Origin of the sequence: Kitasatospora sp. NPDC085895 (genome assembly GCF_040702125.1) — a bacterium.
In the GTDB taxonomy this organism is placed as follows: domain Bacteria; phylum Actinomycetota; class Actinomycetes; order Streptomycetales; family Streptomycetaceae; genus Kitasatospora; species Kitasatospora arboriphila.
On record NZ_JBFBJY010000028.1, the window covers coordinates 21,797 to 47,316 of the forward strand.

Below are 25,520 nucleotides of genomic sequence, written 5' to 3' on the forward strand. Positions count from 1 at the left end.
GCCTTCCCCGTCTTCGGGGGCTCAGGCCGAGAGTCCGGCCGAAAGCGCGGGGGAGAGACTCAGCGGGGGCTCGGTGGCGGCGCGGACCTCTTCGACCGTGCGGCCGGGGGCCACCTCCACCAGCAGGAGGCCGTCCGGGGTGACGTCGAGGACGGCGAGGTCGGTGACGATCCGGTGCACCACGCCGCGGCCGGTGGCCGGGAGCGACAGCTCGTCGACGATCTTCGGTGAACCGTCCTTGGCGGTGTGCTCCGTCACCACGATCAGCCGGCGCGCGCCGTGCACGAGGTCCATGGCGCCGCCCATGCCCTTGACCACCTTGCCGGGGATCATCCAGTTGGCGAGGTCGCCCGAGGCGGACACCTGCATCGCGCCGAGCACGGACACGTCGATCCGGCCCGCCCGGATCATGCCGAACGAGAACGCCGAGTCGAAGTACGAGGCGCCGGCCTCGACCGTCACCGTCTCCTTGCCCGCGTTGATCAGATCCGGGTGCTCGGTGCCCTCCTGCGGGTACGGCCCCACCCCGAGGATCCCGTTCTCCGAGTGCAGCACGACGTGCACACCGGGCGGAAGGTGATTGGGGATCAGGGTCGGCAGGCCGATTCCGAGGTTCACGTACTGGCCGTCGCGCAGTTCCCGGGCGGCCCGGGCGGCCAGCACGTCCCGGGGGTCGAGGGTGGTGGCCGTGGCCGGCGCCGTGGGGGCGGTGGACGTGACGGTGGCCGGCGCGGTAGGGGCCGTGGACGTGTCGGTGGCGGGCATCTCAGACCTCCTGGGGGATCGGACGGACGGCGCGGCGCTCGATGCGGCGATCCGCGGGGTCGGCGGCGACGACCCGGTCGACGTAGACACCGGGCAGGTGCACCGCGTCCGGCGGGAGCTCGCCCGGCTCGACGACCAGGTCGGCCTCGACCACCGTGACCCGCCCGGCAGTGGCGCACAGCGGATTGAAGTTGCGGGCGGCCGCGTGGAAGACGCAGTTGCCGTGCCGGTCGGCCACCTCGGCCCTGACCAGCGCGAAGTCCGCCGTGATGGCCTCCTCCAGCAGGTAGCGCCGCCCCCCGAACTCGCGGACCTCCTTCGCCGGTGAGGCGACCGCCACCGAGCCGTCGGCGGCGTAGCGCCAGGGCAGACCCCCCTCCTCGACCTGCGTCCCCGCGCCCGCCGGGGTGTAGAAGGCGGGGACGCCGGCACCCCCGGCGCGCAGCCGCTCGGCCAGCGTGCCCTGCGGGGTCAGCTCGACCTCCAGTTCCCCACTCAGGTACTGCCGGGCGAACTCCTTGTTCTCGCCGACGTACGAGGACGTCATCCGGGCGATCCGGCCCGCACGCAGCAGCAGGCCGAGGCCCCAGTCGTCGACGCCGCAGTTGTTGGAGACGACGCGCAGCCCGGACGTGCCCGCCGCCGCTAGCGCGCCCAGCAGGGTGCTCGGGATGCCGCAGAGGCCGAATCCGCCGACGGCGAGGGTCGCTCCGTCGGGAATGTCCTCGACGGCACGGTCGGGGGAGTCAAGGACCTTGTCCAAGGGGTCACCTCACTGAGGGCGGGGGTGGGAGTTGCCGGCGGCTCTCCGATCCGAGGACCGGGCGGAGCAGCGGGTGATGGGCCCGGCCCCGGCCCGGGCGGTGGGCCGCGCCGGGGGTCGGCGCAGCGCTGGGCGGCGGGCCGGGTCGGGGGCCGGCCGGGCTCCTCCACCCTCGCCGCGGGGCCCGGCCGGATCCATGGCGGCACCCGACATTCGGTGCGCCCCGGCCATGGGGCCGTGCCACACGGATCGCGCTGCGGAGCTCCGACATGGCTGAGGGACACACAGCCGGGGCGGTCGGTGCGTCGTCCGGCCATATGTCCCCGGACCGGCCGCACTCCTACGGTTCCGGCATCCACCCCGCAGCGATCCCCAGGAGCCGGCCGCCATGCGCCACACAGCACTTCCCCGCGTCAGATCCATCGGTGCGGCCCGGGCCGCGTCCACGGCCGCCCCGGCCCCGGGAGCCGCCCGCAGCACCGCGGCCACCGGCGGCGGTGCTGCGGGCGGTCCGCGGCACGTCGGGCGGCGGATCGCCGTCCTGGCGGCCTGCGGCGTGCTGGCGGTCGGCTGCGCCGAGGCCGGAACGGCGGGGACGGACTCCGCAGGCGGGAACGGCGGGGCTTCGAGCCCGGTCAAGGTCGGCCTGCTCTACTCCAAGACCGGCCCGCTCGCCGCGTACGGCAAGCAGTACCTGGAGGGCTTCAAGGCAGGGCTCGACTACGCGACCAAGGGCACCGGCAAGGTGGACGGGCACCCGATCGAGTTCGTCGAGCAGGACGACGCCGGCGACCCCGCCAAGGCGGTGTCCGGCGCCAAGGAGCTGATCGGCAAGGGCTACAAGATCCTCGCCGGCTCCACCGCCTCCGGCGTGGCCCTGCAGGTGGCGCCCTTCGCCGCGCAGAACAAGGTGCTCTTCATCAGCGGACCGGCCGCCGCCGACAAGGTCACCGCGCTCAACAAGTACACCTTCCGATCGGGCCGCCAGTCCTACCAGGACACCCTGACCGCGGCCTCGTTCGTGGGCGACGCCAAGGGCAGGAAGGTGACGGTGCTGGCCCAGGACAGTGCCTTCGGACAGGCCAACGTGGCCGCCGTCAAGGCCGTCCTCGGCAAGGAGGGCGCCACGGTCGACGCCGTCCTCGCCCCGCCCAGCGCGACCGACCTGACGCCGTTCGCCACCCAGGCCAAGGCCGCCAAGCCCGACCTGCTGTTCGTGGCCTGGGCCGGCGAGACCGCCTCCGCCCTGTGGACCTCCCTCAACCAGCAGGACGTCTTCTCCTCCACCCGGGTGGTCACCGGCCTGGACCTCGCCGCCTCGTACCCGCTGTTCGGCCCGGCGGGCGAGAAGATCTCCTTCCTCAACCACTACTTCGCCGGTGCGGCCGGGACGGACATCGAGAAGGCGATGACCGAGGCCGTCGCCAAGGGCGGCGGCAAGCCGGACATCTTCACCCCCGACGGCTTCACCGCCGCCCAGATGGTGGTGCACGCGGTCGAGGCCAACAAGGGCTCCGCCGACGACACCGCCGCCCTGGTGAAGGCCCTGGAGGGGTGGAGCTTCGACGGCGTGAAGGGCCACCTCACCGTCCGCGCCGAGGACCACGCCCTGCTGCAGCCGATGTTCCAGGTCCGGCTGACCGGCAGCGGGGCCGCTGCCAAGCCCACCGTGGAGAAGGTCCTGCCCTCCGAGCAGGTGGCGCCGCCCGTCCTCGCCATGGTCGGCTGATCGTGGAGCAGCCATCCGCATCGGGGCCCGGCGCGGGGCCGTCCGGCGCCGCTGCCGGCCTGCCCGGGGAGACAGCCCTGCCCGGGGAGACAGCCCTCCCCGGGCAGGCGGTCCTGCGCGGGCAGGCAACCCGCTCCGGGCAGGCGGGCGGCCCGCGGCCGGTGGGCAGGAGCACGGCCGCCGTGCGGACCGCCGAGCCTGTCCTGCGGCTGACGGGGCTCGGCTGGTCGGTCCGGGGTGTGCCGATCGTGGAGGACGTCTCCTTCACCGTGGGAGAGGGCGAGTTCGTCGCCTTCATCGGACCCAACGGCGCGGGGAAGACCTCCCTGTTCAACCTGATCTCCGGGATCTACCCGGCGAGTCACGGCACGCTGGAACTGGACGGGGCGGACATCACGGACCTGCCCGTGCACGCACGGGCCCGGCGCGGGATCGGGCGGACGTTCCAGACCTCCTCGCTGTGGGGCGGGATGACGGTCGCCGAGCACGTACGGCTGGCTGCGCAGGGCGCGGCTGGGCCGGCCGCCTCCTACCGCTTCTGGCGCCGGGCCGACCGGTACTCCGCCCAGGTCGCCGAGACGTTGGAACGGACCGACCTCGGGCACCGGGCGGACACCGTGGCGAACGCCCTCTCGCACGGCGAGAAGCGCAAGCTCGAACTGGCGGTGCTGCTGGTCGCCGAACCGCGGCTGATCCTGCTCGACGAACCGATGGCCGGCGTCAGCGCGGAGGAGGTCCCGGCCCTCACCGAACTGATCCGCTCGGTGCACCGCGAGTCGGGCCGGACGGTGCTGATGGTGGAACACCACATGGACGTCCTGCTCGGTCTCGCCGACCGGCTCGCCGTGATGCACCACGGCACCCTTCTGGCACTGGACACGCCTGCCGCGGTGATGGCGGACCCCACCGTGCAGCAGGCCTACCTGGGTGAGGCGCTGTGACGGACGACCCCTCTCTGACGCAGTATCGGGAAAGGCGGGAGACGACGGTGGACGGGCGGGCGGCGGGTGCGGCGGAGATGCCGAAGCCGCTGCTCGCCGTGCGGGACCTGCGGGTGGTCATCGACGGCCTACACATCCTGCACGGCGTGGACCTCGACGTGGCCCCCACGGGAGTGACCGCGCTGCTCGGCCGCAACGGCGCGGGCAAGACCACCACGGCCAAAGCGGTCATGGGCCTGGTGCCGAGGTCGGGAAGCCTCCTCTTCGACGGGGCCGAACTGGCAGGACTGCCGACCCATCTGGTCGTCCGCCAGGGCATCGGCTACGCCCCGGAGGACCGCGGCATCTTCGCCGGGCTCACCGTGGCCGAGAACCTCCGGCTGGCCGAGCGTGATGCCGAGCCCGCCTACGACCTGGTGCACGAGCTCTTCCCCGAGCTGCGGAAGCGGGCTCGACAGGCCGCCGGGACCCTCTCCGGTGGCCAGCAGCAGATGGTGGCGATCGGCCGCACCCTGCTCAACCGTAACCGGCTGATCATTGCCGACGAGCCCACCAAGGGCCTGGCACCGAAGATCGTCTCCGAGGTGGCCGAGGTCTTGGCCCGGGCGGCGGAACGGGTGCCGATCCTGCTCGTCGAACAGAACCTCGCACTGGTGAGGCGGCTGGCCGGCCGCTGCACCGTCCTGGCCGACGGCCGGACCGTCCACCGGGGCGACACCGCCGAACTGCTGGCCGACGAGGAGGCCTCGCGCCGACTGCTCGGCGTCGGCAGCAGGCGCGCTTCTGCTGCCGCCGCGCAGGCCGCGGCCGACGACTCCCCCCGTTCCGTCGAATCCGCTACGGAGGTGACCTCTCCATGAACACCGTCGTCCTCCTCGTCTGTACGGGTCTCGGTCTGGGCGCTCTCTACTTCCTGGTGGCCTCCGGGCTGTCGTTGATCTTCGGTCTGATGGACGTGCTCAACTTCGCCCACGGGGCCCTGCTGTCGGTGGGCGCCTACGCCGCCTGGTGGGCCTCCGCCGAGGCGGGGGTGGGCTTCTGGCCGGCGGTGCTCTTCGGCACCGCTACGGGGACCGCCGCCTCCGTCCTGCTCGAACTGGCCGTGATCAGGCCCCTCTACAGTCGTCCTCGTGACCAGATCCTGGCCACCGTCGGCGTCGGCCTGGCGCTGCCCGCCCTGATCATGGGCATCTGGGGCGCCGACGCCCGTCCCTTCCAACCGCCGGCCGCGCTGGCCGGCACCGTCTCGCTGCTGGGTGCGGTCGTCCCCGTCAACCGCTTCGTCCTGATGGGCGCGGCCCTCGTGGTGCTGGTGCTGCTGCGCCTCTTCCTGAGCCGTACCCGGTACGGCCTCATCGTCCGGGCCGGTGTCGAGGACCGCGCCATGGTCACGGCCCTCGGTGTCGACGTGCGTCGTGCGTTCACCCTGGTCTTCGCCATCGGCGGAGCCGCCGCCTCGCTCGGCGGCGCGCTCGCCGGTCTCTACTTCGGTTCCGTCAACCCCGGCCAGGGCGCCGGTCTGCTGATCTTCGCCTTCGTCGTGGTCGTCATGGGCGGCACGGGCTCGGTCACCGGTGCCGCCGTCGCATCGGCCGCAGTGGGCCTCGTCCAGCAGTTCGCCAACTACTACACCGCCGCCGGGCTGGGCGATCTCTCCGTCGTCGTACTCCTCGCCGTACTTCTCCTCGTACGGCCCCGCGGACTCACCGGGAGGCTCGCGTGACCGCCAACTCCTCGACCACGGGCACCGAGAGCCCGACGGGCTTCACAGTCTCATTGCCCGGCGGTGCTTCTGACGGAGATTCTGGAACACCAGGACGTGGTCGCACCATCCCTCGAACAGGTGAATCATTCGGTGACGGCTCGACTCCGCTCCGTCGAGCACTACGCTGGTGGCCGATCGCCCTGCTGATCCTGTTCCTTGTCGCCCCATACAGTGCGCTTCCCGTCCCGGGGCTCCTCGACGGGCCGCCCGGCAGCCCCGGAAGCCTCCAACTGATCGCCCTGTGCCTCCTCTACGGGGCCCTCGCCACCGGCTACGACCTGCTCCTCGGCCGGACGGGCCTGCTCTCCTTCGGCCACGCCCTCTACTTCGCGGCGGGTCTCTACTGCACCGACCTCGCCATGCTCGAACTCCGCCTCCCCCTGCTGCCGGCCGCCGCCGCCGGTATCGCCTGCGCCACCCTGCTCGCCGTGCTGCTGGGCGCGGTCAGCCTCCGGGTCACCGGCATCGGCTTCTCCATGGTCACGCTCGCCTTCGCCCAGGCCGGGGCGATCCTCGTCCAGCGCAACCCCGGCGGACTCACCGGCGGCGAGGAGGGGCGCGCCGCCCCCGCGGACCTGCTGCCGCCCTCGCTGGTCGGCATCGGCAACACCGCCAACCTCTACTGGATCGCGCTCGGGTACCTCGTCCTCACCCTCGCGATCGTCCACGTCACCGTCGGCTCGCCGATCGGCCGGGTCTGGGCCGGCATCCGGGAGAACGAACGACGCGTCGAGGTCCTCGGCCTGCGGCCGTACGGCTACAAGCTGATCGCCTTCGTCGTGGCCGGAGCCCTGGCCGGCGCCGGCGGCGTCGTGTACCTGCTGCTGACCGGCGGCGCGACCCCGCAGGCCGCGACCTCCGACGCCACCCTCGCGCTGCTGGTCATGGTGGTGCTCGGCGGATCCGGCACGCGCTGGGGTCCGCTGCTCGGCGGCGCCCTCTACACCTGGGCCGGCCACCGTCTCGGCGACCTCGCCAACTCCGCCGCCGTCGCCGACCTGCCCGCCGTGCTGCGCGTCCCGCTCTCCCAGCCGCTCTTCCTGCTGGGCGGCCTGTTCGTCGTGGTGGTCTACCTCCTGCCGGGCGGCCTGGCTAGACTGCCCGCCCGTCTCCGTGCCGCCCGTGCCGGCTCGGCCGTGCCTGTTCGAATCCGTGGAAATGAGGCAGCGTGAGCATCTCCGGAGGACCCGTCCACGACGAACTGTCCGTCCCCGTGCCCGGTGGGGACCTGGCCGTCCTGCGCTGGCCGGCCCGGGTGCCCGACGCACCCACGGTGGTCGCCGTCCACGGCATCACCGCCAACGCCCTGGCCTGGGGCGAGATCGCCGACCGGCTGGCCGGCCGGGCCACCCTGATCGCTCCGGACCTCCGGGGACGGGCGGACAGCCGCTCGGTCGACGGCCCGTTCGGCCTCGCCCGCCACGCGGACGACGTCGCGGAGGTCGTCCGCACCCTGGGCCTCGGCCCGGCCCACCTGGTGGGGCACTCGATGGGGGCGTGGGTCTGCGCCCTGACCGCGGTACGCCACCCCGAGCTGGTGAGCCGGATCCTGCTGGTCGACGGGGCCGTGAGCTTCCCGCTCCCCGCAGGGGTCCACGAGGACGACGCACTGGCGGCGGTCCTCGGCCCCGCCCTCGCGCGGCTGTCCATGACCTTCCCGGACCGGCAGGCGTACCGGGAGTTCTGGCAGGCCCACCCCGCCTTCGTCGACGAGTGGACCGCACGGATGGACGCCTACACCCAGCGCGACCTCGTCGGGACGGAGCCCGGACTCCGCTCCTCGTGCGTCCCCGAGGCGATCCGGCAGGACGGCCGCGAGGTGCTGCTGGACAAGGAGGCCGCTGCCGCCGTCCACCAACTGCCCTGCCCCGCCGAACTGCTCTGGGCCGAACGCGGGCTGCTCAACGAACCGCAGGGGCTCTACGACGCGGCGCGCCTCAGGTCGGCCGGCTTGGACGAAACCCGCGTCCCCGCCGCCGCCGTCCCCGGCACCAACCACTACTCGATCATCGGTGGTGCGGACGGTGCGGACGCCGTGATCGACCGGCTGCTGCGGGGCGCGGCGCTCGACTGACCCGTGGAAGGCCGGTCGCCGGCCCGGATCCGTCGGGGACGGTTCGAGCCGGCGACGGTGCCCGGTCCGGGCCGGCCCGTCTGAGCGGGCCGGACGGAGCGGGCCGGACGGAGAGGCGCGAGTGGCCCGGTATACCGGGAGACCGGGATACCGGGTGGGCCCGGGGAGGTCCCGGGGAGGTCCCGGGAGGCCGGGAAGGAGGGCTCAGCCCGCCGTCCCCAGGAAGCTTTCCCAGCCGCCCGTCGGGGCCTTGCCCACGCCGAGGGTGCGGAGCTTGCGCAGCGTCGACTGGTCCTGGACCTCCAACCACTCGACCAGCTGCCGGAACGAGACCAGCCGGACGTCCGGCTTGCCGGCGATCTCCTTGATGGTGTCCTCGACGGCGTTCATGTAGATGCCGCCGTTCCACTGCTCGAAGTGGTTGCCGATGAACAGCGGCGCCCGGTTGGTGGTGTACGCCCGGTTGAAGCCCGCCACGTAGGCGTCACGGGCCTGGGCCTGCCACTCCGCGTGCTTGGACGGGTCGCCCTTGGTCGAGCCGTGCGACTGGTTGGCGAGGATGTTGTAGTCCATGGAGAGCACCTGGAAGCTGTGCCCGGGGAACGGGATGCCCTGCAGCGGGAAGTCCCAGATCTTGCCGTCCTGGACCTTCTGCGGCCAGATCTGCAGGCCGCCGGGCGAGCTCGCGTCGTACTTCCAGCCCAGCTTCGCCGCGGTCGGCAGCAGCCCCTTCTGACCCTGCAGGCAGGGCGTGCGGCCGCCGATGAGCTCCTTCTTGTAGTCGAAGGGCAGCGGATCGACGTCGGTGAAGCCGGTGTTCGTCTTCCACTGCGTGACGAACGACACGGCCTGCTGGATCTCGTTCTCCCAGTCCTCGGGAGTCCACTTGTTCACGGCGTTGCCGTCGTCGGGCTGACGCGCGCAGAAGTGGCCGTTGAAGTGCGTGCCGATCTCGTGGCCGGCCAGCCAGGCCTGGCTGATCAGCTTGATGGTGTTCCGGACGGCGTTCGCGGAGAGGAACGGGATGTCCGAGGCGCCGGCGGGGTGGCGCGGCGGGTGGTAGAGGCTCGACTTCTCCTTCGGCAGCGTGTAGATGCCGGAGAGGAAGAAGGTCATCGACGCCTTGTGCTCCTCCGCGATCTTCAGGAACCGGCTGAACTGCCCGTCGTCCGTGGCGCCCGCACCGTCCCAGGAGAACACCACGAACTGCGGCGGCTGCTCACCGGGCTTCAGCTTCTCGGGCTTGGGCTGGTTCGGCTGTGCGCCGCTGTCCGAGGTCGAGCCGTCGCCGAGCGGCGTGCCCTTGACGGGCTTCGCCGTCGAGGTGCTGCCGGCGCCGTCCCCGGAACCGCCGCCGGGGCCCGAACCCTTGGCCTTCGCCCCGCCGCCGCTGGAACAGGCGGTGACAGCGCCGAGAGCCGCAGTGGCCGCCCCGGCACTCAGCACTGCCCTCCGCGAGATGCTGCTCATGGTCTCCCCTACCCGCGTGGTGCCCGCACCCAGCAGACGTCCGGACACCAGGAGGCATCCGGACGGCGCCGACATAATCGGACAATTGATCTGTATTCCTGCACAAGGATGTCATGAGCGCTCAGGTCGGTACAGCGCGCCTGTCCACCCCCAGGCCACCACGCAGCTCATACCCATGGCGGCTGCACCATCGACCCGACTGTTGCGGTCCTGAGACAGATCGTCGGGAAGAGCGGCGGGTCGCCGGGAAGAGTGACGGGCCGATCGCTGCCGACGCGGGGTCAGGGAGTCCGGGGGAGTTCCGTGCGGCCATTGTGCCGACCCGACCGACCCGCCCCTGTCTCTCGACCCGGCCTGCCACCCGGACGGGGCTTGGCCGGGACCGACCCGGGACCGATCCGGACCGACCCGATCCGGACCGACCGGGATCCGGTCAGGTCGTCTCAGGTCGGAGCGGCGGCGCTCAGCAGGCCGCCGCAGCGCGGCGCCGACGGCGGATGACACGGGCGATGCTGCCGCTGATCAGCGTCGCCGCTGCGCAGGACACGACCAGGCTCAGCCAGGCGGTGTCGAACCAGTGGCTGTTGAGCCAGCCCAGGCTGACGATGTAGGCGGCCCAGACCACGGCCGCCAACGCGGACCAGCGGAGGAAGATCCGCGACGAGGCCGGCGAGTGCCCGACTGCCAGGTCGAGGACGGTGCGGCCGGCCGGGACGAACCTGGCGATGATCACGATGACCGCAGCGGCCCGGCTGGTGCGCTGCGCCAGCGCCGCCTGCATCCGCTCGACGCTCGTCGCCAGTTCGGGGCGCCGGGCCAGGCGGCGCCGTACGGCCGGAGCCCCGCGGCGGGCCAGGTTCAGCAGCAGGAGGTCGCCGAGGAAGGAGGCCACGGCCACCCCGAGGCCCAGCAGAAGCGGAGCACCCTCGACCTCGGAGGTGCGGAGCACGGCGAGGATCACCAGCGTCCCGCTCGGAAGGAAAGGAAGGAACGCGTCACCGAGCACGGCGCACAGCGCCAGCGCGCAGATCCACGACGGGCCGAGTACGGCTGCGGCGTCCAAGGTCGAACTCCCTCCAGACCGCCCGGGGGAGAGCAGTGCTGCAGGGAGTAACGCTAGCGAGTCGAACTTTCATGCCATGAAGCACCCCCCGTGTGTCGCGGCTCATGGCGCATGCTCGCGGCTCACGGCTGAGCCGCAGCCGGTGCGGGCGCCCCGGCGGAGCCGCGTCCCCCGACCGGTCGGCACATGGCACGAGCCCCCGGAGCGGGGTGCCGCTCCGGGGGCTCGCGGGGACCATCGGTGCTGGTCCAGCCCGGTGGTCTTCGTCAGGAGTGTGGTGATGCATGCACCGCACTGATGAGTAACTTTGCCCGACCGTCGTTCCTGACGCGACATCAGGAGCTGGCGACTTCCCGCGCTGGCATGAAGTCGCCAACCGCCGCCTGCACGGGGCGGCCGATCGGTTCGGGAACGAGGGAACACGCCCGCCCGAACGGAGGTTGTCCTCCGTCGGCGGTCGACCGACCGGCGACCAGGAACCCGCGGCGACCAGGAGGACGGGCGGCATGAGCGGCGAGCACACGGGCGGAAGCCAGAACCCCACGGAGACGGTGCCGGGCGACCCCGTCCGCGGACGCGCCCGCGGGTCCGCGCCCGCCCCGCTCTCCATCCTCGACCTCGCCACCGTCGGCGCCGGCTACTCGCCGGCCGACGCGCTCACCGCCACCACCGAGCTGGCCGCGGCGGCCGAGAGGTGGGGCTTCCACCGCTTCTGGGTCGCCGAACACCACGGCATGCCCGGGGTCGCCAGCTCGAACCCCGCCGTGCTGCTCGCCCACCTCGGCGCGCACACCCGCACCCTGCGCCTGGGTTCCGGCGGCGTGATGCTGCCCAACCACGCCCCGCTCACCATCGCCGAGCAGTTCGGCCTGCTGGAGGCCCTGCACCCGGGCCGGATCGACCTCGGCCTCGGCCGGGCGCCCGGTACCGACCAGGCCACCGCCCGGGCCCTGCGCCGCGGGCTCTCCGACGGCGCCGACGACTTCCCGCAGCAGCTCGCCGAACTCACCCACTTCCTCGACGGCGACTTCCCGGACGGGCACCCGTACGCCCGGCTGCGCGCCGTCCCGCAGAGCGAGGCCCGGCCGCCGATCTGGCTGCTCGGGTCCTCCGGCTTCAGCGCCCGACTGGCCGGCCGGCTCGGCCTTCCGTTCGCCTTCGCCCACCACTTCAGCGCCGCCAACACCGTCCCGGCGCTGGACCTCTACCGCAGCACGTTCCAGCCGTCCGCCGTCCTGGACGAGCCCTACGCACTGATCGGCGTCAGCGCGGTCGCCGCCGACCGGGAGGCCGAGGCACTGCGCCTGGCCCGGTCCGCCGGCCTCGCCATGCTCCGGCTCCGCCAGGGCCGCCCCGGTCTGATCCCCACCCCGGACGAGGCCGAGGCCCACCCCTACACCGAGATGGAGGCGGACTTCCTCGCGAGCTGGCTCGGCAACGTCGTCCTCGGCACCCCCGGGCAGGTGGCCGACGGCCTGGAAACCCTCCGCAAGCGGGTCGGCGCCGACGAGCTCATGGTCACCTCGCACATCCACGGTCACGAGGCCCGCCACCGTTCCTACGGCCTGATCGCCGAGGCGTACGGGCTGACCGCGGCCGTCGACGCCGGTGATGCCGGTGATGCCGGCAACGTCGGCGGTGCCGCCGGCGCCGCTGACCCGAGCCCCACGGAGGTCCCGGCCCGCTGACCCGAGCCCCACGGAGGTCCCGGCCCGCTGACCCGGCTCCGCCGATCGCGGTGTTGCCCGGACTCAGTCGGGTTGGCACTCCCGGAGCATGTCCGCCACGATCTCGGCGTCCCCGGGCTTGGCGAAGTACCAGCCCTGGGCGGTGTCGCAGCCGGTGAGCCGGAGCCGCTCGGCCTGGGCGGCGTTCTCGATGCCCTCGGCGGTCACGGTCAGGCCGAGGGCGTGGGCGAGCCGCACCATGGCGCCGACGATCTGTTCGTCCGCCTCGGTGCGCCGGGCCCGGGCACCGTCGGGGTCGGGGGAGGCGGAGCGTCCGCCGGGGAGGCCGGTCGTCCCGGCGTCGCGGAAGGCCTCGACGAAGCTCCCGTCGAGCTTGAGGACGTGCACCGGGAGCCGGGAGAGGTAGGCGAGGTTCGAGTACCCGGTGCCGAAGTCGTCGATCGCGATCCTGATGCCCATGTCGGCGAGGGCCTGCAGGGCCTGGATGGGGCGCCCGCCCGGGCCGAGCAGGGCGCTCTCGGTGATTTCCAGCTGGAGGAGTCCGGCGGGGAGACCGGTCCGGTCCAGGACCTCCGCCACGTCCGCGACGACGTCGGAGTCCCAGATCTGACGGGCGGCCAGGTTGACGCTGACGAAGGTGTCGGCGTCCGGGAACTCCGCCAGCCAGCGTCTCGCCTGTCTGCAGGACTCCTCCAGCACCCACTTGCCGAGCGGCACGATCGCGCCGGACTCCTCGGCCAGCGGGATGAACCGGTCGGGCGAGAGGGTGCCGTACCGGGGGTGCCGCCAGCGGACCAGCGCCTCGGCGCCGTGCACCAGCCCGTCCGAGAGGCCGACCAGCGGCTGGTACTCGACGATGAACTCGCCGCGCTCCAGGGCCGGCCGCAGCGCCGTGGAGAGCAGCTGCCGGGTCAGCTGGTGGGCGCCGCGCGCCGGGTCGTAGAGCGTCCACCGGGCGCGGCCGTCCGCCTTGGACCAGTAGAGGGTGGAGTCCGCGTCCTTCAGGAGGTCGGTCGGGGAGGTGCCCTCGACCGGCCGTTCCACCACGCCGACGGAGGCGGTGACGGCCAGCCGGTGACCACCGATCTCGAAGGGCTTCTCCAGCGCCTTGATCAGTCGACCGGCGAGCGAGGTGAGCTGTTCGGAACCTTCGCTGTCGGTGATCAGGACGGCGAACTCGTCGCCACCGAGCCTGGCCACCAGCTGCCGGTCGCCACGGGCGAAACCGTTCTCCAGCCGGGCGGCCACCGCGACCAGCAACTGGTCACCGACGTGGTGGCCGAGCGTCTCGTTGATCACCGCGAAGCCGTCGAGGTCGAGGTAGCACAGCCCGATCCGGGGATGCCGCTCGCCGTCGGCGGCCTGCGCGGCGCCGTTCGTCGCGCCCTTGACGGCACCGCGTACGCTGGAGCCGTTCGCGGTGCCGACGGCACCGTGACCGTTCGCGGAGCCGTTCGCAGGGCCGGCGGCACGGGCACCGTTCACCGCGCCCGCTCCGGCGCCTCCGGATCCCTTCACCGCGCCGCCCGACCCGGAGCCGTTGAGCGCCGCGGCGGCCGTGGTGAGCGTGCCGCCGGCCGAGCCGCCGCCGGCGGGCCTGGCGCTGCCCGCGGGCCTGCTGCCGCCCGCCGGCGCCGGGCCGGTCACCGCCGTCGTCCCGGGCTCGGTCCGGCCGCGGTCGGTCCGGGCGCCGACGGCGAGGAACGCGGCCTCCAACCGCTCGAAGAAGAGCGTGCGGTTCGGCAGCCGGGTCAGCGGATCGTGCAGGGCCTGGTAGGCGAGCCGGTCGCCGAGGAGCCGCTGCTCGGTCACGTCCTCGACCATGGCCAGGGTGTAGAGCGGGTGCCCGGCGCCGTCCCGGATCAGGGAGAGGGCCACCTTGCTCCACACCGAGCGGCCGTCCCGGTGCTTCAGCCGCTTCTCGACACGCAGCCGGTCCCGCTTGCCGTGCACCAGGTCCCGGTAGAGGCGCCGCGGGGTGTCCTCGGGCTCGATGATCTCGTGGATGTGGGTGCGGGCGAGGTCCGACGGCTCGCGGCCCAGCATCGCCGCGAAGGCGGGGTTGGCCTCGATGATCCGGTCGTCCGCGTCGATCAGGGCCATCCCGATGCCGGCGTCCGCGAACGCCGCCCGGAAGCGGGATTCGCTCGCCCGGAGAGCGGCCAGCAGGCGTGCGGTGCTGCCGCCCACCGGCCCGGTGCAGGTGGGACAGGAGAGCAACGGCTCGACCGGCAGGACCGGTTCGATCCCCGGCCGGCCCGACGAGTGCCCCACCGGCGGCTGCCCCACCGATGACTGACCCACCGATGACTGCCCCACCGACGGCGACTGATCCGCGGGACTCGCCTGGGCCCCGGTGCCCGCCCGCTCGGCGGTGTGCTGCTCGGGGCGCCCGGGCGGCGAGTGCGGGGGCTCGGGGCGGCCGTGGCGCGCCCGGTTCAACTCCTCGTGCCGCACACCCGTGTGGTGTGCGTCGACCCCCTCGTTTCGCCCCGGCACGGCACGCTCCCGTCCGCTGCTCCCGCTGATCCGGACGGCTGCCGTAGTGCAGTTGTCCGTGTCCACGGCGGTCCACGCCCTCGTCCGATCCAACCCCTCGATCGAAACCCCTCGGGTCGGGCCACCGCCGCCGATCATAGGCGTCGCGGAGAATCGGCGGTGACCGCCGCCAGGGTGATTCGTCGGCTTTCTGACGGAGCGTGATCGGACGCGGCACCGCCCCCGCCCGCCGCGGAACGGCGGCGGACGGGGGCGGGTGCGCATACGGCCTGCTCGTCCGGTGTGTGACCGGGCGGACGGAGGTCCGGTGTGCCGCTGGTGGGTGTCACGGCACCGGGGCGGTGGGAGCGTTCCGACGATTTTGGGAGCGCTGCCACCGACGGCGTGTCGCGGGTCAGGCCAGCTTGGCGGTGAGGGTGATCGTGGTGCCGGTGAGGGCCTGGCTGACCGGGCAGTTGGCCTTGGCGTCCTCGGCGGCCTTGACGAAGCCCGCCTCGTCGAGGCCGGGGACCTCGCCGGTGACCGTCAGGTGGATGCCCGTGATGCCGGTGCCGGGCTGGAAGGTGACGTCGGCCTGGGTGTCCAGCTTGGTGGGCGGGGTGCCGGCGCCGGCGAGGCCGTGCGAGAGGGCCATCGAGAAGCAGGAGGAGTGGGCGGCGGCGATGAGCTCCTCGGGGCTGGTCTTCCCGTTCGGGGTCTCGGCGCGGGCCGGCCAGGACACCGGGTACTCCCCGATGCCGGAGGAGGCGAACGTCACCACGCCCTTGCCCTCGAGCAGGTTGCCTTCCCACGCGGTGCGTGCGGTACGGGTGGTTGCCACGATCAGGTACCTCCAGTGCTGGGAGAACTGCTGGGTCGTCACGTCCTGTGGCGCCGCGCCCAGCCTACGCGGCGATTGTCCGCCTGGACGGACGCTCGGCCGCACCCGCCACGCGGGGCCGCCGGATGTCCGGATGATGGACGCTTGGTCCGAAAGGTGGGAGTTCGGGGGGTGCCCCCTGTTAGATTTGCCGAGGCCCGCGCCGGTTTCCGGCCGTCGGGCGCGTCCAGCCCCGCCAGCTCCGGAGCGATTGTCCGATGACCGATCAGCCCACCGACCCCGCCGCCGACGCCGTGGCCGCCGATGTCGCCGCCGCGGACGCCGCCGAGGCGATGGCGCAGGTCGACGAAGCGGTCCGCGCCGAGCTGACCAGCCTGCGCGAGAGCATCGACAACATCGATGCGGCGGTCGTCCACATGCTGGCCGAGCGCTTCAAGGCGACCCAGCGCGTGGGCCGGCTGAAGGCCGACCACAAGCTGCCCCCGGCCGACCCCGCCAGGGAGCGCGAGCAGATCACGCGCCTGCGCGAGCTCGCCGCCGGTGCACACCTCGACCCGGTCTTCGCCGAGAAGTTCCTGAACTTCATCATCGCCGAGGTGATCCGGCACCACGAGGCCATCGCCCGTTCCTGACCGGGTGCCTGCCCGCACACGGCACCGCCGTACGCGGAGCAGTCGCACACGGCGCCGCCGTACGCGGAGCAGTCGCACACGGCGCCGCCTCGCCGAACCCCCGTCCGGATGTCGGATGCGGCTAAATACGGGATTTCCTGTGTACGGCCCACGGCGCTAGCGTGCTGTTCTCTTCGACCGGCGATCTCGACCCACCGGCGGGGCAGTCGCCGAGCCGGCCCGCCGGGCCCCGGCGCGGCCCGGCGGTGGCGCGGAGGGTGGCACTGCAGATGACCAGCTACGTGGGCACCCCCGGCGCGGATCCGTCGACGGGCCCCGAGCCCTCCCGGCGCCCGGGCGGTCCCACCGGCGCCACTCCCGCCACCGGCGCCGGCACCACCCCCGGCGGCGGCATCGACGGCAGCGGCAGCATCGACGGCGGCAGCGACACCGGCAGTGGCAGTGGCAGGCGTCCCCGGCGCCGCTGGCCCTGGTGGGTCGAGCTGCCGGTGATGGCGGCCATCGGTCTGGTGGTGGCGCTGGTGATCAAGACCTGCCTGTTCCAGGTGTTCACCATCCCGTCCGGCTCGATGGAGAACACGCTGCGGGTCCACGACCGGGTGGCCGTCAACAAGCTGGCCGTCCTCACCGGCTGGGAGCCGAAGCCGGGCGAGCCGGTGGTCTTCCGCGACCCCGGGAACTGGCTGCCGAACCAGCCGGACACCTCCGGCACCCTGCCCGGCGCCTTCGACGCCGTGCTGAGCTTCGTCGGCCTGCTGCCGCCGAAGGACGACAACTACCTGGTGAAGCGGGTCATCGCGACCGGCGGCCAGACCGTCCAGTGCGCCGGGACGGTGCTGCGCGTGGACGGGCACCCGGTGGCCGAGCCGTACCTGCACGCCGGCGACGACTCCTGCTCGGGCCTGGACTTCGGGCCGGTGACCGTGCCGCAGGGGTACGTCTGGGTGGAGGGCGACCACCGCAGCAACTCGGCGGACTCCCGCTACCACCGCGACGGGCCGGGCGACGGCGCCGTCCCCGTGGCCAACGTGGTCGGCCCGGCCGCCGCCGTGGTGTGGCCGCTCGGACACGTCGACTGGTTCGGCTGGTCCGGCCGCTGACGGCGGACCGACCGGACCGGGCAGATCGACCGGCGCGGACCGACAGGCGCTGACCCGGCCGGGCCCGGCCCACCCGCTCAGCCGGTCAGACGGATCCCCGGACGGCGTCCTGCGGGGCGTCCTCGCCGTCCAAGCCGCCGTCCAAGCCGCCGCCCGAACCGCCGGAACCGCCGACCCGCTCGGAGGCGCCGCCGCCCGAGGTCACCGTCCGCTCCGGTTCGGCGCCGGACTCGCTGGTCTGGGCGGCGAAGGCGCCCGCCAGCACCAGCAGGCCGCCGAGCAGCTGCGGTGCGCCGAGGTGTTCGCCGAGCAGCACCCAGGCGAGGACGGTCGCGACCACGGCCTCCAGGTTGGCGACCACGCCGGCGATCGGCGGCGACAGGTGCTGGACGGCGACCACACCGGTCAGATAGGCGAGCACCGTGGCGACCAGCACCATCCAGGCGGCCGGCAGCACCGCGGGCAGGCTGTGGCCGTTCATGGTGACCGAGCCGCCGAGCAGGCTCCAGTCCGCCTCCCACGGCCGGGTGAAGACGGTGAGCACGACGGCGCCGATGAGCAGGCCGTACGCGCTGACCGCGATCGGGTCGATCGGCTTGTCGCCGCGGCGGCCGGCGTCGGCGAGCACGAAGTAGCCGACCTGGCAGCAGGCCGCGCCGAGGGCGAAGACCACGCCGAGCGCGTCGAAGGAGAGCCCGTTCCAGACCTCGACGACGCAGGCCAGGCCGGTGACGGCGACGCCGGCGCCGATCGCGGCCCCGCGGGAGACCGGGCGGCGCTGCACGAACTTCACGTAGCCGAGCAGCAGCGGCGGGCCGAGGTACTCGATGAGCAGCGCGACGCCGACCGGGATGCGCGAGATCGCCGCGAAGTAGCAGGCCTGCACGCCGGCCACGGCCAGCAGGCCGAAACCGAGCAGCAGGCCCGGGCGCTGGCGGACGGCGTCCCGGTGCCGGTAGGCGAGCGGCAGCAGCACCACGGCGGCGCCGGTCACCCGCAGCCACACCACGTGCAGCGGTGAGAGGCCGGCCTCGATCAGCGGTTTCGCGGCGGTGCCGGAGCCGCCGAACGCGAAAGCCGAGAGCAGGGCGAGGGAGAGGCCGAGCGAGCCGATGCCGCGGGCCGGGGTGGGGGAGGAGCTGCGCACCGACGCATTGTGCCAGTCCGTGGACGCACTTGGTAAGGCGCCATCTCACGTGATGGTCCTGTGCGAGTCACCCCCGGCCGCCCGGCGTGGTGCCCGTCCCGCCGGACCCCGACCCCGAACCTGACCCCGTCCCGCTCGTCCCGCCCGAGTCCGAGTCCGAGCCCGAGCCGCTGCCCGGACCGGACCCGCCCGAGCCGGATCCCGTCCCGGTGCCGGACCCGTAGCCGAACAGGCCGCCCCCACCGGTGCCGTCCGAGCCCGTCCCGCCGCCCGAGGAGCCGCTCCCCGTCCCGGGGCGGCCCGCGCCCGGCGCGGCGCCCGTCGACGCCCAGGGGCGCTCGGGCTGCCGGGTGGCGTCGCCCTCGGCCGGCGCACCGGCGGCCGGCGAGGAGGGGGCGGTGGACGGGGTCGCGGAGGCGCTGCCGGTCGGCGCGGACCCGGTCGGCCGGGTGCGCACCTGCTTCGGCGCCGTGAAGTCGGAGACCGGCTCGCCGGACAGCGCGGCCTTCATGTAGGCGGTCCAGATCAGGGTGGGGTAGCGGCCGCCCGCGGCCTCGCCGGTGCCGCCGACCCCGTCCAGGGTGACCTGGGCGCCGGTGTCCGGGTCCTGGCCGAAGAGCGCGACGGCCGTCACCAGCTCGGGGGTGTAGCCGACGAACCAGACCGACCGGGAGTCGTCGGTGGTGCCGGTCTTGCCGGCGACCGGCCGGTCGAGGGCGCCGGCCCGCCGGCCGGTGCCGCCCGGGTCGTCGACGACGCCCTGCAGCATCGCGGTGGTGGCCCGGGCCGCCTCGGTGCTGACCGCCTGGGTGGTGCTGTGCGCGGGCAGCGGCACCTGCTCGCCCTCCACCCCGACGGACTTCACCAGCCACGGGGTGATCTGCTTGCCGTCGTTGTCGAGGGCCGCGTACACCCCGGCCATCTGCAGCACGCTGGGCGTGGCCGCGCCGAGCGGGATGGACGGCACCGCGGACAGCCCCGGGGTGTCGGCGGGCAGGCCGAGCGCGACGGCGGTCCTCCGGACGGTCTCCAGCCCGGTGTCCTGCGCGAGCTGCGCGTACACCGAGTTGACCGACCAGTCGGTGGCCTGCTGCAGGGTGATCTGCCCGTAGTCCTTGCCGCCCTCGTTCGGCGGGGCGTACGGGGTGCCGGTGCCGCCGCGGACGGCCCGTCCGCTGGTGCCGTCGTACACGGTGTCGGCGGTGATCCGGCGGCCGGCCTGGGTGCGGGCCTCGCTGTCCATCGCGGCGGCCAGTGCGATCGCCTTGAAGGTGGAGCCGGCCTGGTAGTCCTGCCGGGTCGCGTTGTCGATCCAGTGCCGGGTGGCGTCGCTGCCGCCGTACAGCGCGAGCACCGCCCCGGTCTTCGGGTCCAGTGAGACGGCGCCCGCCTGGGCGTCGGCGTCCTTCTTGCGCTTCGCCGGGTCGAGGTTGCCGGTGAGCTGGCTGCGGACGGCGGCCTGCAGCTGCCGCTCCCGCTCGGCGTCCACGGTGAGGGTGACGGTGTAGCCGCCCTGGGCCAGCTGGGCGTCGGTCAGGACGTGCTGCGAGGTCAGGTAGTCGGTGGCGGCGGAGACCAGGTAGCCGGCCTGCCCGGAGAGGCCGGGCGCGCTCCTGGGCTCCTTCACCTCGGGGAACCGGACGGCGGCCCGCTCGCCGGCGGACAGCCGGTGCTCCTGCACCATGCCGTCCAGCACGTAGTTCCAGCGGTTCGTCGCGTTCTGCTTGCCCTGCGGGGTGGCGGTGGCGACGTCGTAGGCGCTGGGCGCGTTCAGCAGCGCGGCCAGGTAGGCGCCCTGGGCGGCGTCCAGCCGGTCCGCGTCGATGCCGAAGTAGGCCTGGGCGGCGGCCTGGATGCCGTAGGCTCCGCGCCCGTAGTACGCGGTGTTGAGGTACCCGGCGAGGACGTCGTCCTTGCTCTCCGTCGCGTCCACCTTGATCGCGATGAAGAGCTCCTTCACCTTGCGGGTGACGCTCTGCTTCTGGCTGAGGTAGGTGTTCTTGACGTACTGCTGGGTGATCGTCGAGCCGCCCTGGGTGGCCTTGCCGGTCGCGGTGTTGAACGCGGCCCGGGTCAGGCCCTGCAGGTTGACGGCGCCCTCGTGGTAGAAGTTGCGGTCCTCGGCGGCCAGGGCGGCGTGCCGGGCGGCGGGGGAGATCCGGTCGAGCGGCACGTTCTGCCGGTTGGTCTGGCCGGTCCGGGCGATCAGCGTGCCGTCGGAGTACAGCCAGGTGTTGCTCTGCGCCGTCGCGGCGGCGTGCGCGTCCGGCACCTGCACCAGGGCCAGCCCCAGCGCGAACAGGCCGGCCGCGAGCAGCACCGCCGTCACCGAGCCGGCCAGCGCCGCCCGCCAGGTCGGGACCAGCCGCCGCCAGCCGGTGCGCCGCTGCGCCGTCCGGCGGCCGGACCACCGTCCGCGGGGCGCGCCGGGACCGCTCTGCTGCGAAGTACGGGGCACCGGAATTCCCTTCCTGCGAGCCCCGCAAAGGTCGCTCACCCGTCGGACGGCATGGACCGCCCCACCCTGCCTGATCGACTTGTCAGACGTTAGGGACTTATGTCCCATTTTTCCTTACCGTTCCCTCACCTCGCGGCCGCCGCCGCGCCGACCCGCCTCGTGCCGACCCGTGCCGTCCCGGGTGCCCGCCTCGCCCGCGGCCCCGCCACGACGCGGCGGGTAGGGTGCCCGGACCCGCCCGCACGAGGAGCACCATGGCCCGCCCGAGCATCCTGTACGTGACCGACCTCACCTACCCGGCCCGCGGCCGGCGCTACGGCGACGAGGACACCCACCTCTCCGCCGCGCTGCGCACCGACTTCGCCGTCGCCCTGTGCCACCCGCTGGATGCGGCCGACCTGATGGACTCCTTCGACGGCGTCGTGGTGCGCAACAGCGGCCCGGTGCTGCACTACCAGGAGCAGTACGACGCCTTCCGGGCCGAGGCGCTGCGGCGCGGCACCCGTGTGTTCAACGAGCTGACCGGCCGTGCGGACATGGCCGGGAAGCAGTACCTGCTCGACCTGTCGGCCGGCGGCCACCCGGTCATCCCGACCGCGGAGGCCCCGGACGACCTGGGCCGCCTCCCCGACGTCGCCGAGTACGTGGCCAAGCCCAAGCTCGGCGCCGACTCCATCGGCCTGGAGGTCGTCGGCCCGGACCGGATCGCCGGGATCGCCGCGGCCGGCGGCATGCTCGTCCAGCCCCGGATCGACTTCCGCTACGAGGTGTCCTTCTACTTCGTCGACCGGGAGTTCCAGTACGCCCTGCACACCCCGGACAAGGACGTCCGCTGGCAGCTCGCGCCCTACCGTCCGAGCGCGGAGGACCTCGCCTTCGCCCAGCACTTCGTGGACTGGAACACCGTCGACCACGGCATCCAGCGCGTCGACGCCTGCCGCACCACCGACGGCGAGCTGCTGCTGGTCGAGCTGGAGGACCTCAACCCGTACCTCTCGCTCGACCTCCTGGAGGCCGGGCAGCGCGAGTCCTTCACGGCCGCGATGAAGGACTCCCTGCACCGCCTGCTGCGCCGCTGACCCGGACGGCCGGGACAGCCGGTCCGGCCCCGGGAACGCCGAAGGCCCCCCGCTTCCGCGAGGGGCCTTCGACCGTCTGTGCGCCGCCAGGGACTCGAACCCCGGACCCGCTGATTAAGAGTCAGCTGCTCTAACCAACTGAGCTAGCGGCGCCTGCTGACGTGGAGAACAATACACGCTCCCGCAGGTCGGACGCACATCCGTATCCACCTGCCGTTCAGTGCGGCTTCTCCCCGGCGGCCAGCATGGCCACGAACTTCTCGATGCGGCGGGCGCGGGTCTCCGGCCGCTTGGCCTCCTGCACCCGGTGGAGGATCGAATACCGGTTGGTGCCGTCCAGCGCGGCGAAGTTCTCCGCCGCAGCGGGCACGGCGGCCAGGGCCGCGGCCAGGTCGTCCGGCACCGTCGCCGAGCGGGGGCTGTCGTAGGCGGCCTCCCAGCGGCCGTCCGCCCGGGCGCGTTCGACCTCGGCGAGACCGGCCGGGCGCATCCGGCCGGCGGCGGCGAGCGACTCCGCCTTCTCCCGGTTGATCTTGGACCAGCGGCTGCGGGCCGTGCGCGGCGTGAACCGCTGCAGCCAGTGCTGCTCGTCGAAGGAGCGCTTCTGCCCGTCGATCCAGCCGAAGCAGAGGGCGGCATCCAACGCCCCGGGGTAGTCCAGCGACACCACGCCGGGAGCCTTCTTCCGGAGCTTCAGCCAGATCCCGGGGGAGGTGTCGTGGTGCGCGTCGAGCCAGGCCTCGAACTCCTCGGCGGAGTCGAAGGCGAGCGTGTCCTGCGGGTCGGCCATGCCCGCAGTGAACCACGGGCCACCGACAGGTGAGGCGGGATCAGCTCCGGGGGGCGACCACCGCGAGCGTCCCGCCGCCCGGCGGCGGCGGGTGGGCCGCCGCCTCCTCCAGCCCGAGGACGGCGTCCGGCACCAGCCGGAAGGCGCCCTCCTCCCACAGCTCCACCAGTCCGCCGAGCTCGGCGGACTCGGCGGCGCCGACCGTCCGGCCGCCCGGCGGCGGCACCGGCGAGGCCACCCGGTCCGGGCCGCCGGCCAGCTCCGGCCAGAGCGGGGCGGTGCCCGGGCCGACGGCGTCCAGCACGGCGTCCACGCCCTGCGGGGCGGCCGCCCGGGCGCGTTCGGCCAGCTGCGCGCCGTAGCCGATCGGCACCGCGCCGGCCTCGCGCAGCGCGGCGTGCTCCCGTTCGGCGGCCACCGCGACCACCGCTGCGCCGCGGCGCAGCGCGAGCCCGACCGCGGCCCGCCCGGCCGCCGCACCGGCGCCGTGCACCAGCAGGGTCCGGCCGCGCCGTACCCCGAGCCGGTCGAGGGCGGCCCGCACGCCCGCCGCGGTGACGGGCAGCAGCGCAGCCTCGGCCCAGGGCAGGGCGGTGGGCCGGTGCGCCACCCGGTCGGCGTCGGCGGCGGCGTACTCGGCGCAGGCGCCGGACGGGCAGTGCCCGAGCACCTCGTCGCCGACCTCAAGGCCGTAGGTGCCCGGGCCGAGCTGCACCACCACCCCGGCGAACTCCGTGCCCGGCACCCCGGCCGGCGCACCGTCGGCCGGCGGCAGTCCGGCGGCCTCCACCCGGACGAGGACCTGCCCGGGTCCGGCCCGCGGCACCGCCGTCTCGACGGTCCGCGGGGCGCCGGCCGCACCGCCCGGCCCCGGGTACTCCAGCGCCCGCACCGGCCACCTCCCGCTCCCGCTCCCGCTCCCGTGCCCGCTCCCGTCCGCGTGCCCGGCGAGCCGCTCCGGGCGGGTGCTTAGTCACATTTATGCTGATCTGCGGGGTAGTGGACCGCATGTCGCACGGACCGGGGCGTACGGACAGGAAGTGGATGGGTGGCCCAGCTGTCGCTGCTGTTCCTGGTGCTCCTCGCGTCCGTGGTGACGATGCCGCTCGCCCGCCGCATCCACGTGCCGCAGCCGGTGCTGATGACCCTGCTCGGCCTGGCCATGGCGCTCGTCCCGCAGATCCCCAACGTGCGGGTCGACCCGGACTTCATCCTGCCGCTGGTGCTGCCCCCGCTGATCTTCGCGGTGGCCCGCCGCTCCTCCGTGCGCTACTTCCGGGCCAACGTCCGGCCGATCCTGCTGCTGGCGGTCGCCCTGGTCGCCGTCACCACGACCGTGGTGGCCGCCGTCTTCCAGTGGCGGGTGCCCGGTCTGCCGCTCGCCGCGGCGGTGGCGCTCGGCGCGCTCGTCTCGCCGCCCGACCCGGTGGCGGCGGTCGCGGTGGCCGGCTCGATCGGCCTGCCGCGCCGCCTGGTCGCGGTGCTGGAGGGCGAGGGCCTGTTCAACGACGTCACCGCGATCGTCATCTACTCGCTGGCCATCGAGGCGGTGGTCAGCGGCCACTTCTCCGGCGCGGACGCGGCGCTGCGCCTGGTGCTGTCAGCGGTGGTCGCGGTCGTCCTCGGGATCGCCCTCGGCTGGCTGAACACCTGGCTGGCCGGCCGCCTCGACGACCCCACCCAGCAGGTCGCGCTCAACCTGCTCGTCCCGTTCGCCGCCTACACCCTCGCCGAGGAGGCGCACGGCTCCGGCGTGCTCGCCGTGGTGGTCTGCGCGCTGTACCTCGCCGACCGGGCCGCCGACGCGGACGACGTGTCCTTCCGGCTGGTCGGCAACGCCTTCTGGGAGATCGTCGAGATCCTGATCACCGGCGTGGCCTTCGGCCTGATCGGCCTGGAGCTGAGCACCGTGCTGGCCGACGTCCGCTCCAGCTGGCACGGCATGCTCGGCGACACCGCCTGGGTGATCGCCGCGGTGGTGCTCGTCCGGCTGCTGTGGCTGCTGCCCGCCGCCTGGATCTCCGAGCGGCTCACCCACGGCGAGGAGGACACCCCGATCAGCTGGCGCGAGACCGTGGTGCTCTGGTGGTCCGGGATGCGCGGGGTCGCCACCGTGGCGCTCGCCCTCGCGGTGCCGCTCACCGTGCACGGCGGCGGGGCCTTCCCGGCCCGCAGCGAGATCGTCTTCGTGGCCTTCTGCGTGGTGCTCTTCACCCTCCTGGTGCAGGGGCTCTCGCTGCCCTGGCTGGTGCGGCTGCTCGCCCTGCGCGACCACCCCGACGTCCACGACGAGGCGCTGCGGGTGCTGCGCTGGCGGGCCGCGAAGGCCGGACTGCTCCGACTGGAGGAACTGGAGGAGGAACGCAGGCTGCCCGCCGAACTCGTCGACCGGCTCCGCGAACGCCAGCACGACCGGCTCGCCCGGCTCTACCCCGAGCGGTACGAGGAGGACGAGGCCGCCGAGGCCAAGCGCCGCCTCGCCCGCTGGCGGCAGGCGGCCGAGGTCGAGCAGGAGATGATCGCCGCCTCCCGTCGGGAGGTGCTGACGGCCCGTGGGGAGCCGGGCGGCGACCCCGGGATGGCCGACCGGGTGTTGCGCGAGCTCGACCTCCGCTCGGCGCGCAAGTGAGCGGGCCGGCCGGGGATAGGCTGGCCGCGGGCAAGGCCGTCAACGGAGTCGGCGCCAAGCACCACGCTGCCGCCGGACCTCGCGCTACCCTCCCGCCGGGCCCCGCAG

General features: G+C 73.7%; 21 protein-coding genes and 1 tRNA gene. 11 read left to right on the plus strand and 11 right to left on the minus strand.

Annotated elements, in window-relative coordinates; genetic code table 11:
* Window positions 1-21: 21 nt before the first annotated feature.
* Window positions 22-765, minus strand: coding sequence for a CoA transferase subunit B (locus AB0442_RS19115; RefSeq protein WP_366164136.1), 744 nt, complete (start codon window positions 763-765; stop codon window positions 22-24).
* A 1-nt stretch (window position 766) separates the two neighbouring features.
* Entirely contained in the window at window positions 767-1,528 is a 762-nt protein-coding gene (locus AB0442_RS19120; protein WP_366164137.1) for a CoA transferase subunit A, read from the minus strand.
* Between the two features lie 388 nt (window positions 1,529-1,916).
* Between AB0442_RS19120 and AB0442_RS19125 the strand changes: the two genes are divergently transcribed.
* The 6 genes from AB0442_RS19125 to AB0442_RS19150 all read left to right on the plus strand — a co-directional run bounded on the left by AB0442_RS19125 (window position 1,917) and on the right by AB0442_RS19150 (window position 8,037).
* Window positions 1,917-3,257, plus strand: coding sequence for a substrate-binding domain-containing protein (locus AB0442_RS19125; protein ID WP_366164138.1), 1,341 nt, complete (start codon window positions 1,917-1,919; stop codon window positions 3,255-3,257).
* A 182-nt stretch (window positions 3,258-3,439) separates the two neighbouring features.
* Window positions 3,440-4,198 (plus strand): ABC transporter ATP-binding protein, encoded by a 759-nt coding sequence (locus AB0442_RS19130; protein ID WP_344627086.1) that lies wholly within the window; start codon window positions 3,440-3,442, stop codon window positions 4,196-4,198.
* 77 nt (window positions 4,199-4,275) lie between these two features.
* On the plus strand, window positions 4,276-5,058 hold the full coding sequence (locus AB0442_RS19135; protein WP_366164139.1) for an ABC transporter ATP-binding protein: 783 nt from the start codon (window positions 4,276-4,278) through the stop codon (window positions 5,056-5,058).
* Window positions 5,055-5,921: a branched-chain amino acid ABC transporter permease gene (locus AB0442_RS19140; RefSeq protein WP_366164140.1), complete on the plus strand. Its 867-nt coding sequence runs from the start codon at window positions 5,055-5,057 to the stop codon at window positions 5,919-5,921. Before AB0442_RS19135 ends, AB0442_RS19140 begins: the two co-directional genes overlap by 4 nt.
* Window positions 5,922-6,028: 107 nt before the next feature.
* Window positions 6,029-7,135, plus strand: a complete 1,107-nt coding sequence (locus AB0442_RS19145) for a branched-chain amino acid ABC transporter permease (RefSeq protein WP_366164176.1) — start codon at window positions 6,029-6,031, stop codon at window positions 7,133-7,135.
* Window positions 7,132-8,037, plus strand: a complete 906-nt coding sequence (locus tag AB0442_RS19150) for an alpha/beta fold hydrolase (protein ID WP_366164141.1) — start codon at window positions 7,132-7,134, stop codon at window positions 8,035-8,037. Before AB0442_RS19145 ends, AB0442_RS19150 begins: the two co-directional genes overlap by 4 nt.
* Before the next feature lie 204 nt (window positions 8,038-8,241).
* On the opposite strand, the gene AB0442_RS19155 is transcribed toward AB0442_RS19150, so the two are convergent.
* Together AB0442_RS19155 and AB0442_RS19160 are read right to left on the minus strand one after the other, a co-directional pair.
* Window positions 8,242-9,507, minus strand: coding sequence for a hypothetical protein (locus AB0442_RS19155; protein WP_366164142.1), 1,266 nt, complete (start codon window positions 9,505-9,507; stop codon window positions 8,242-8,244).
* Window positions 9,508-9,970: 463 nt separating this feature from the next.
* Entirely contained in the window at window positions 9,971-10,570 is a 600-nt protein-coding gene (locus AB0442_RS19160; RefSeq protein ID WP_363542634.1) for a hypothetical protein, read from the minus strand.
* Window positions 10,571-11,076: 506 nt separating this feature from the next.
* On the opposite strand from AB0442_RS19160, the gene AB0442_RS19165 reads away from it, so the two are divergent.
* Complete coding sequence (locus AB0442_RS19165; RefSeq protein WP_366164143.1) at window positions 11,077-12,258, plus strand: LLM class flavin-dependent oxidoreductase; 1,182 nt, start codon at window positions 11,077-11,079, stop codon at window positions 12,256-12,258.
* A gap of 63 nt (window positions 12,259-12,321) precedes the next feature.
* On the opposite strand, the gene AB0442_RS19170 is transcribed toward AB0442_RS19165, so the two are convergent.
* Together AB0442_RS19170 and AB0442_RS19175 are read right to left on the minus strand one after the other, a co-directional pair.
* A complete protein-coding gene (locus AB0442_RS19170) occupies window positions 12,322-14,448 on the minus strand; it encodes an EAL domain-containing protein (RefSeq protein ID WP_366164144.1) in 2,127 nt (708 codons plus the stop codon).
* Window positions 14,449-15,151: 703 nt separating this feature from the next.
* Window positions 15,152-15,577 (minus strand): OsmC family protein, encoded by a 426-nt coding sequence (locus AB0442_RS19175; protein WP_030275780.1) that lies wholly within the window; start codon window positions 15,575-15,577, stop codon window positions 15,152-15,154.
* A gap of 332 nt (window positions 15,578-15,909) precedes the next feature.
* On the opposite strand from AB0442_RS19175, the gene AB0442_RS19180 reads away from it, so the two are divergent.
* Both AB0442_RS19180 and lepB read left to right on the plus strand, forming a co-directional pair.
* Window positions 15,910-16,209: a chorismate mutase gene (locus tag AB0442_RS19180; RefSeq protein ID WP_344627099.1), complete on the plus strand. Its 300-nt coding sequence runs from the start codon at window positions 15,910-15,912 to the stop codon at window positions 16,207-16,209.
* Window positions 16,210-16,478: 269 nt separating this feature from the next.
* Complete coding sequence (gene lepB, locus AB0442_RS19185) at window positions 16,479-17,309, plus strand: signal peptidase I (RefSeq protein ID WP_366164145.1); 831 nt, start codon at window positions 16,479-16,481, stop codon at window positions 17,307-17,309.
* Between the two features lie 85 nt (window positions 17,310-17,394).
* Here lepB and AB0442_RS19190 read toward each other — a convergent pair whose 3' ends face one another.
* Window positions 17,395-18,456, minus strand: a complete 1,062-nt coding sequence (locus AB0442_RS19190; protein ID WP_366164146.1) for an EamA family transporter — start codon at window positions 18,454-18,456, stop codon at window positions 17,395-17,397.
* Between the two features lie 67 nt (window positions 18,457-18,523).
* A complete protein-coding gene (locus AB0442_RS19195) occupies window positions 18,524-20,914 on the minus strand; it encodes a transglycosylase domain-containing protein (protein WP_366164147.1) in 2,391 nt (796 codons plus the stop codon).
* Between the two features lie 254 nt (window positions 20,915-21,168).
* Between AB0442_RS19195 and AB0442_RS19200 the strand changes: the two genes are divergently transcribed.
* Window positions 21,169-21,993, plus strand: a complete 825-nt coding sequence (locus AB0442_RS19200) for a hypothetical protein (protein WP_366164148.1) — start codon at window positions 21,169-21,171, stop codon at window positions 21,991-21,993.
* A 79-nt stretch (window positions 21,994-22,072) separates the two neighbouring features.
* Here the strand turns inward: AB0442_RS19200 and AB0442_RS19205 are convergent.
* The 3 genes from AB0442_RS19205 to AB0442_RS19215 all read right to left on the minus strand — a co-directional run bounded on the left by AB0442_RS19205 (window position 22,073) and on the right by AB0442_RS19215 (window position 23,675).
* A tRNA-Lys gene (locus tag AB0442_RS19205) sits at window positions 22,073-22,146 on the minus strand.
* 64 nt (window positions 22,147-22,210) lie between these two features.
* Window positions 22,211-22,783 carry a YdeI/OmpD-associated family protein gene (locus AB0442_RS19210; protein ID WP_363542645.1) on the minus strand — a complete coding sequence of 191 codons (573 nt, stop codon included), beginning with the start codon at window positions 22,781-22,783 and terminating at the stop codon, window positions 22,211-22,213.
* Between the two features lie 40 nt (window positions 22,784-22,823).
* Window positions 22,824-23,675 carry an alcohol dehydrogenase catalytic domain-containing protein gene (locus AB0442_RS19215; protein WP_366164149.1) on the minus strand — a complete coding sequence of 284 codons (852 nt, stop codon included), beginning with the start codon at window positions 23,673-23,675 and terminating at the stop codon, window positions 22,824-22,826.
* A 156-nt stretch (window positions 23,676-23,831) separates the two neighbouring features.
* On the opposite strand from AB0442_RS19215, the gene AB0442_RS19220 reads away from it, so the two are divergent.
* Window positions 23,832-25,412 (plus strand): Na+/H+ antiporter, encoded by a 1,581-nt coding sequence (locus AB0442_RS19220; RefSeq protein WP_363542648.1) that lies wholly within the window; start codon window positions 23,832-23,834, stop codon window positions 25,410-25,412.
* Window positions 25,413-25,520 lie beyond the last annotated feature (108 nt).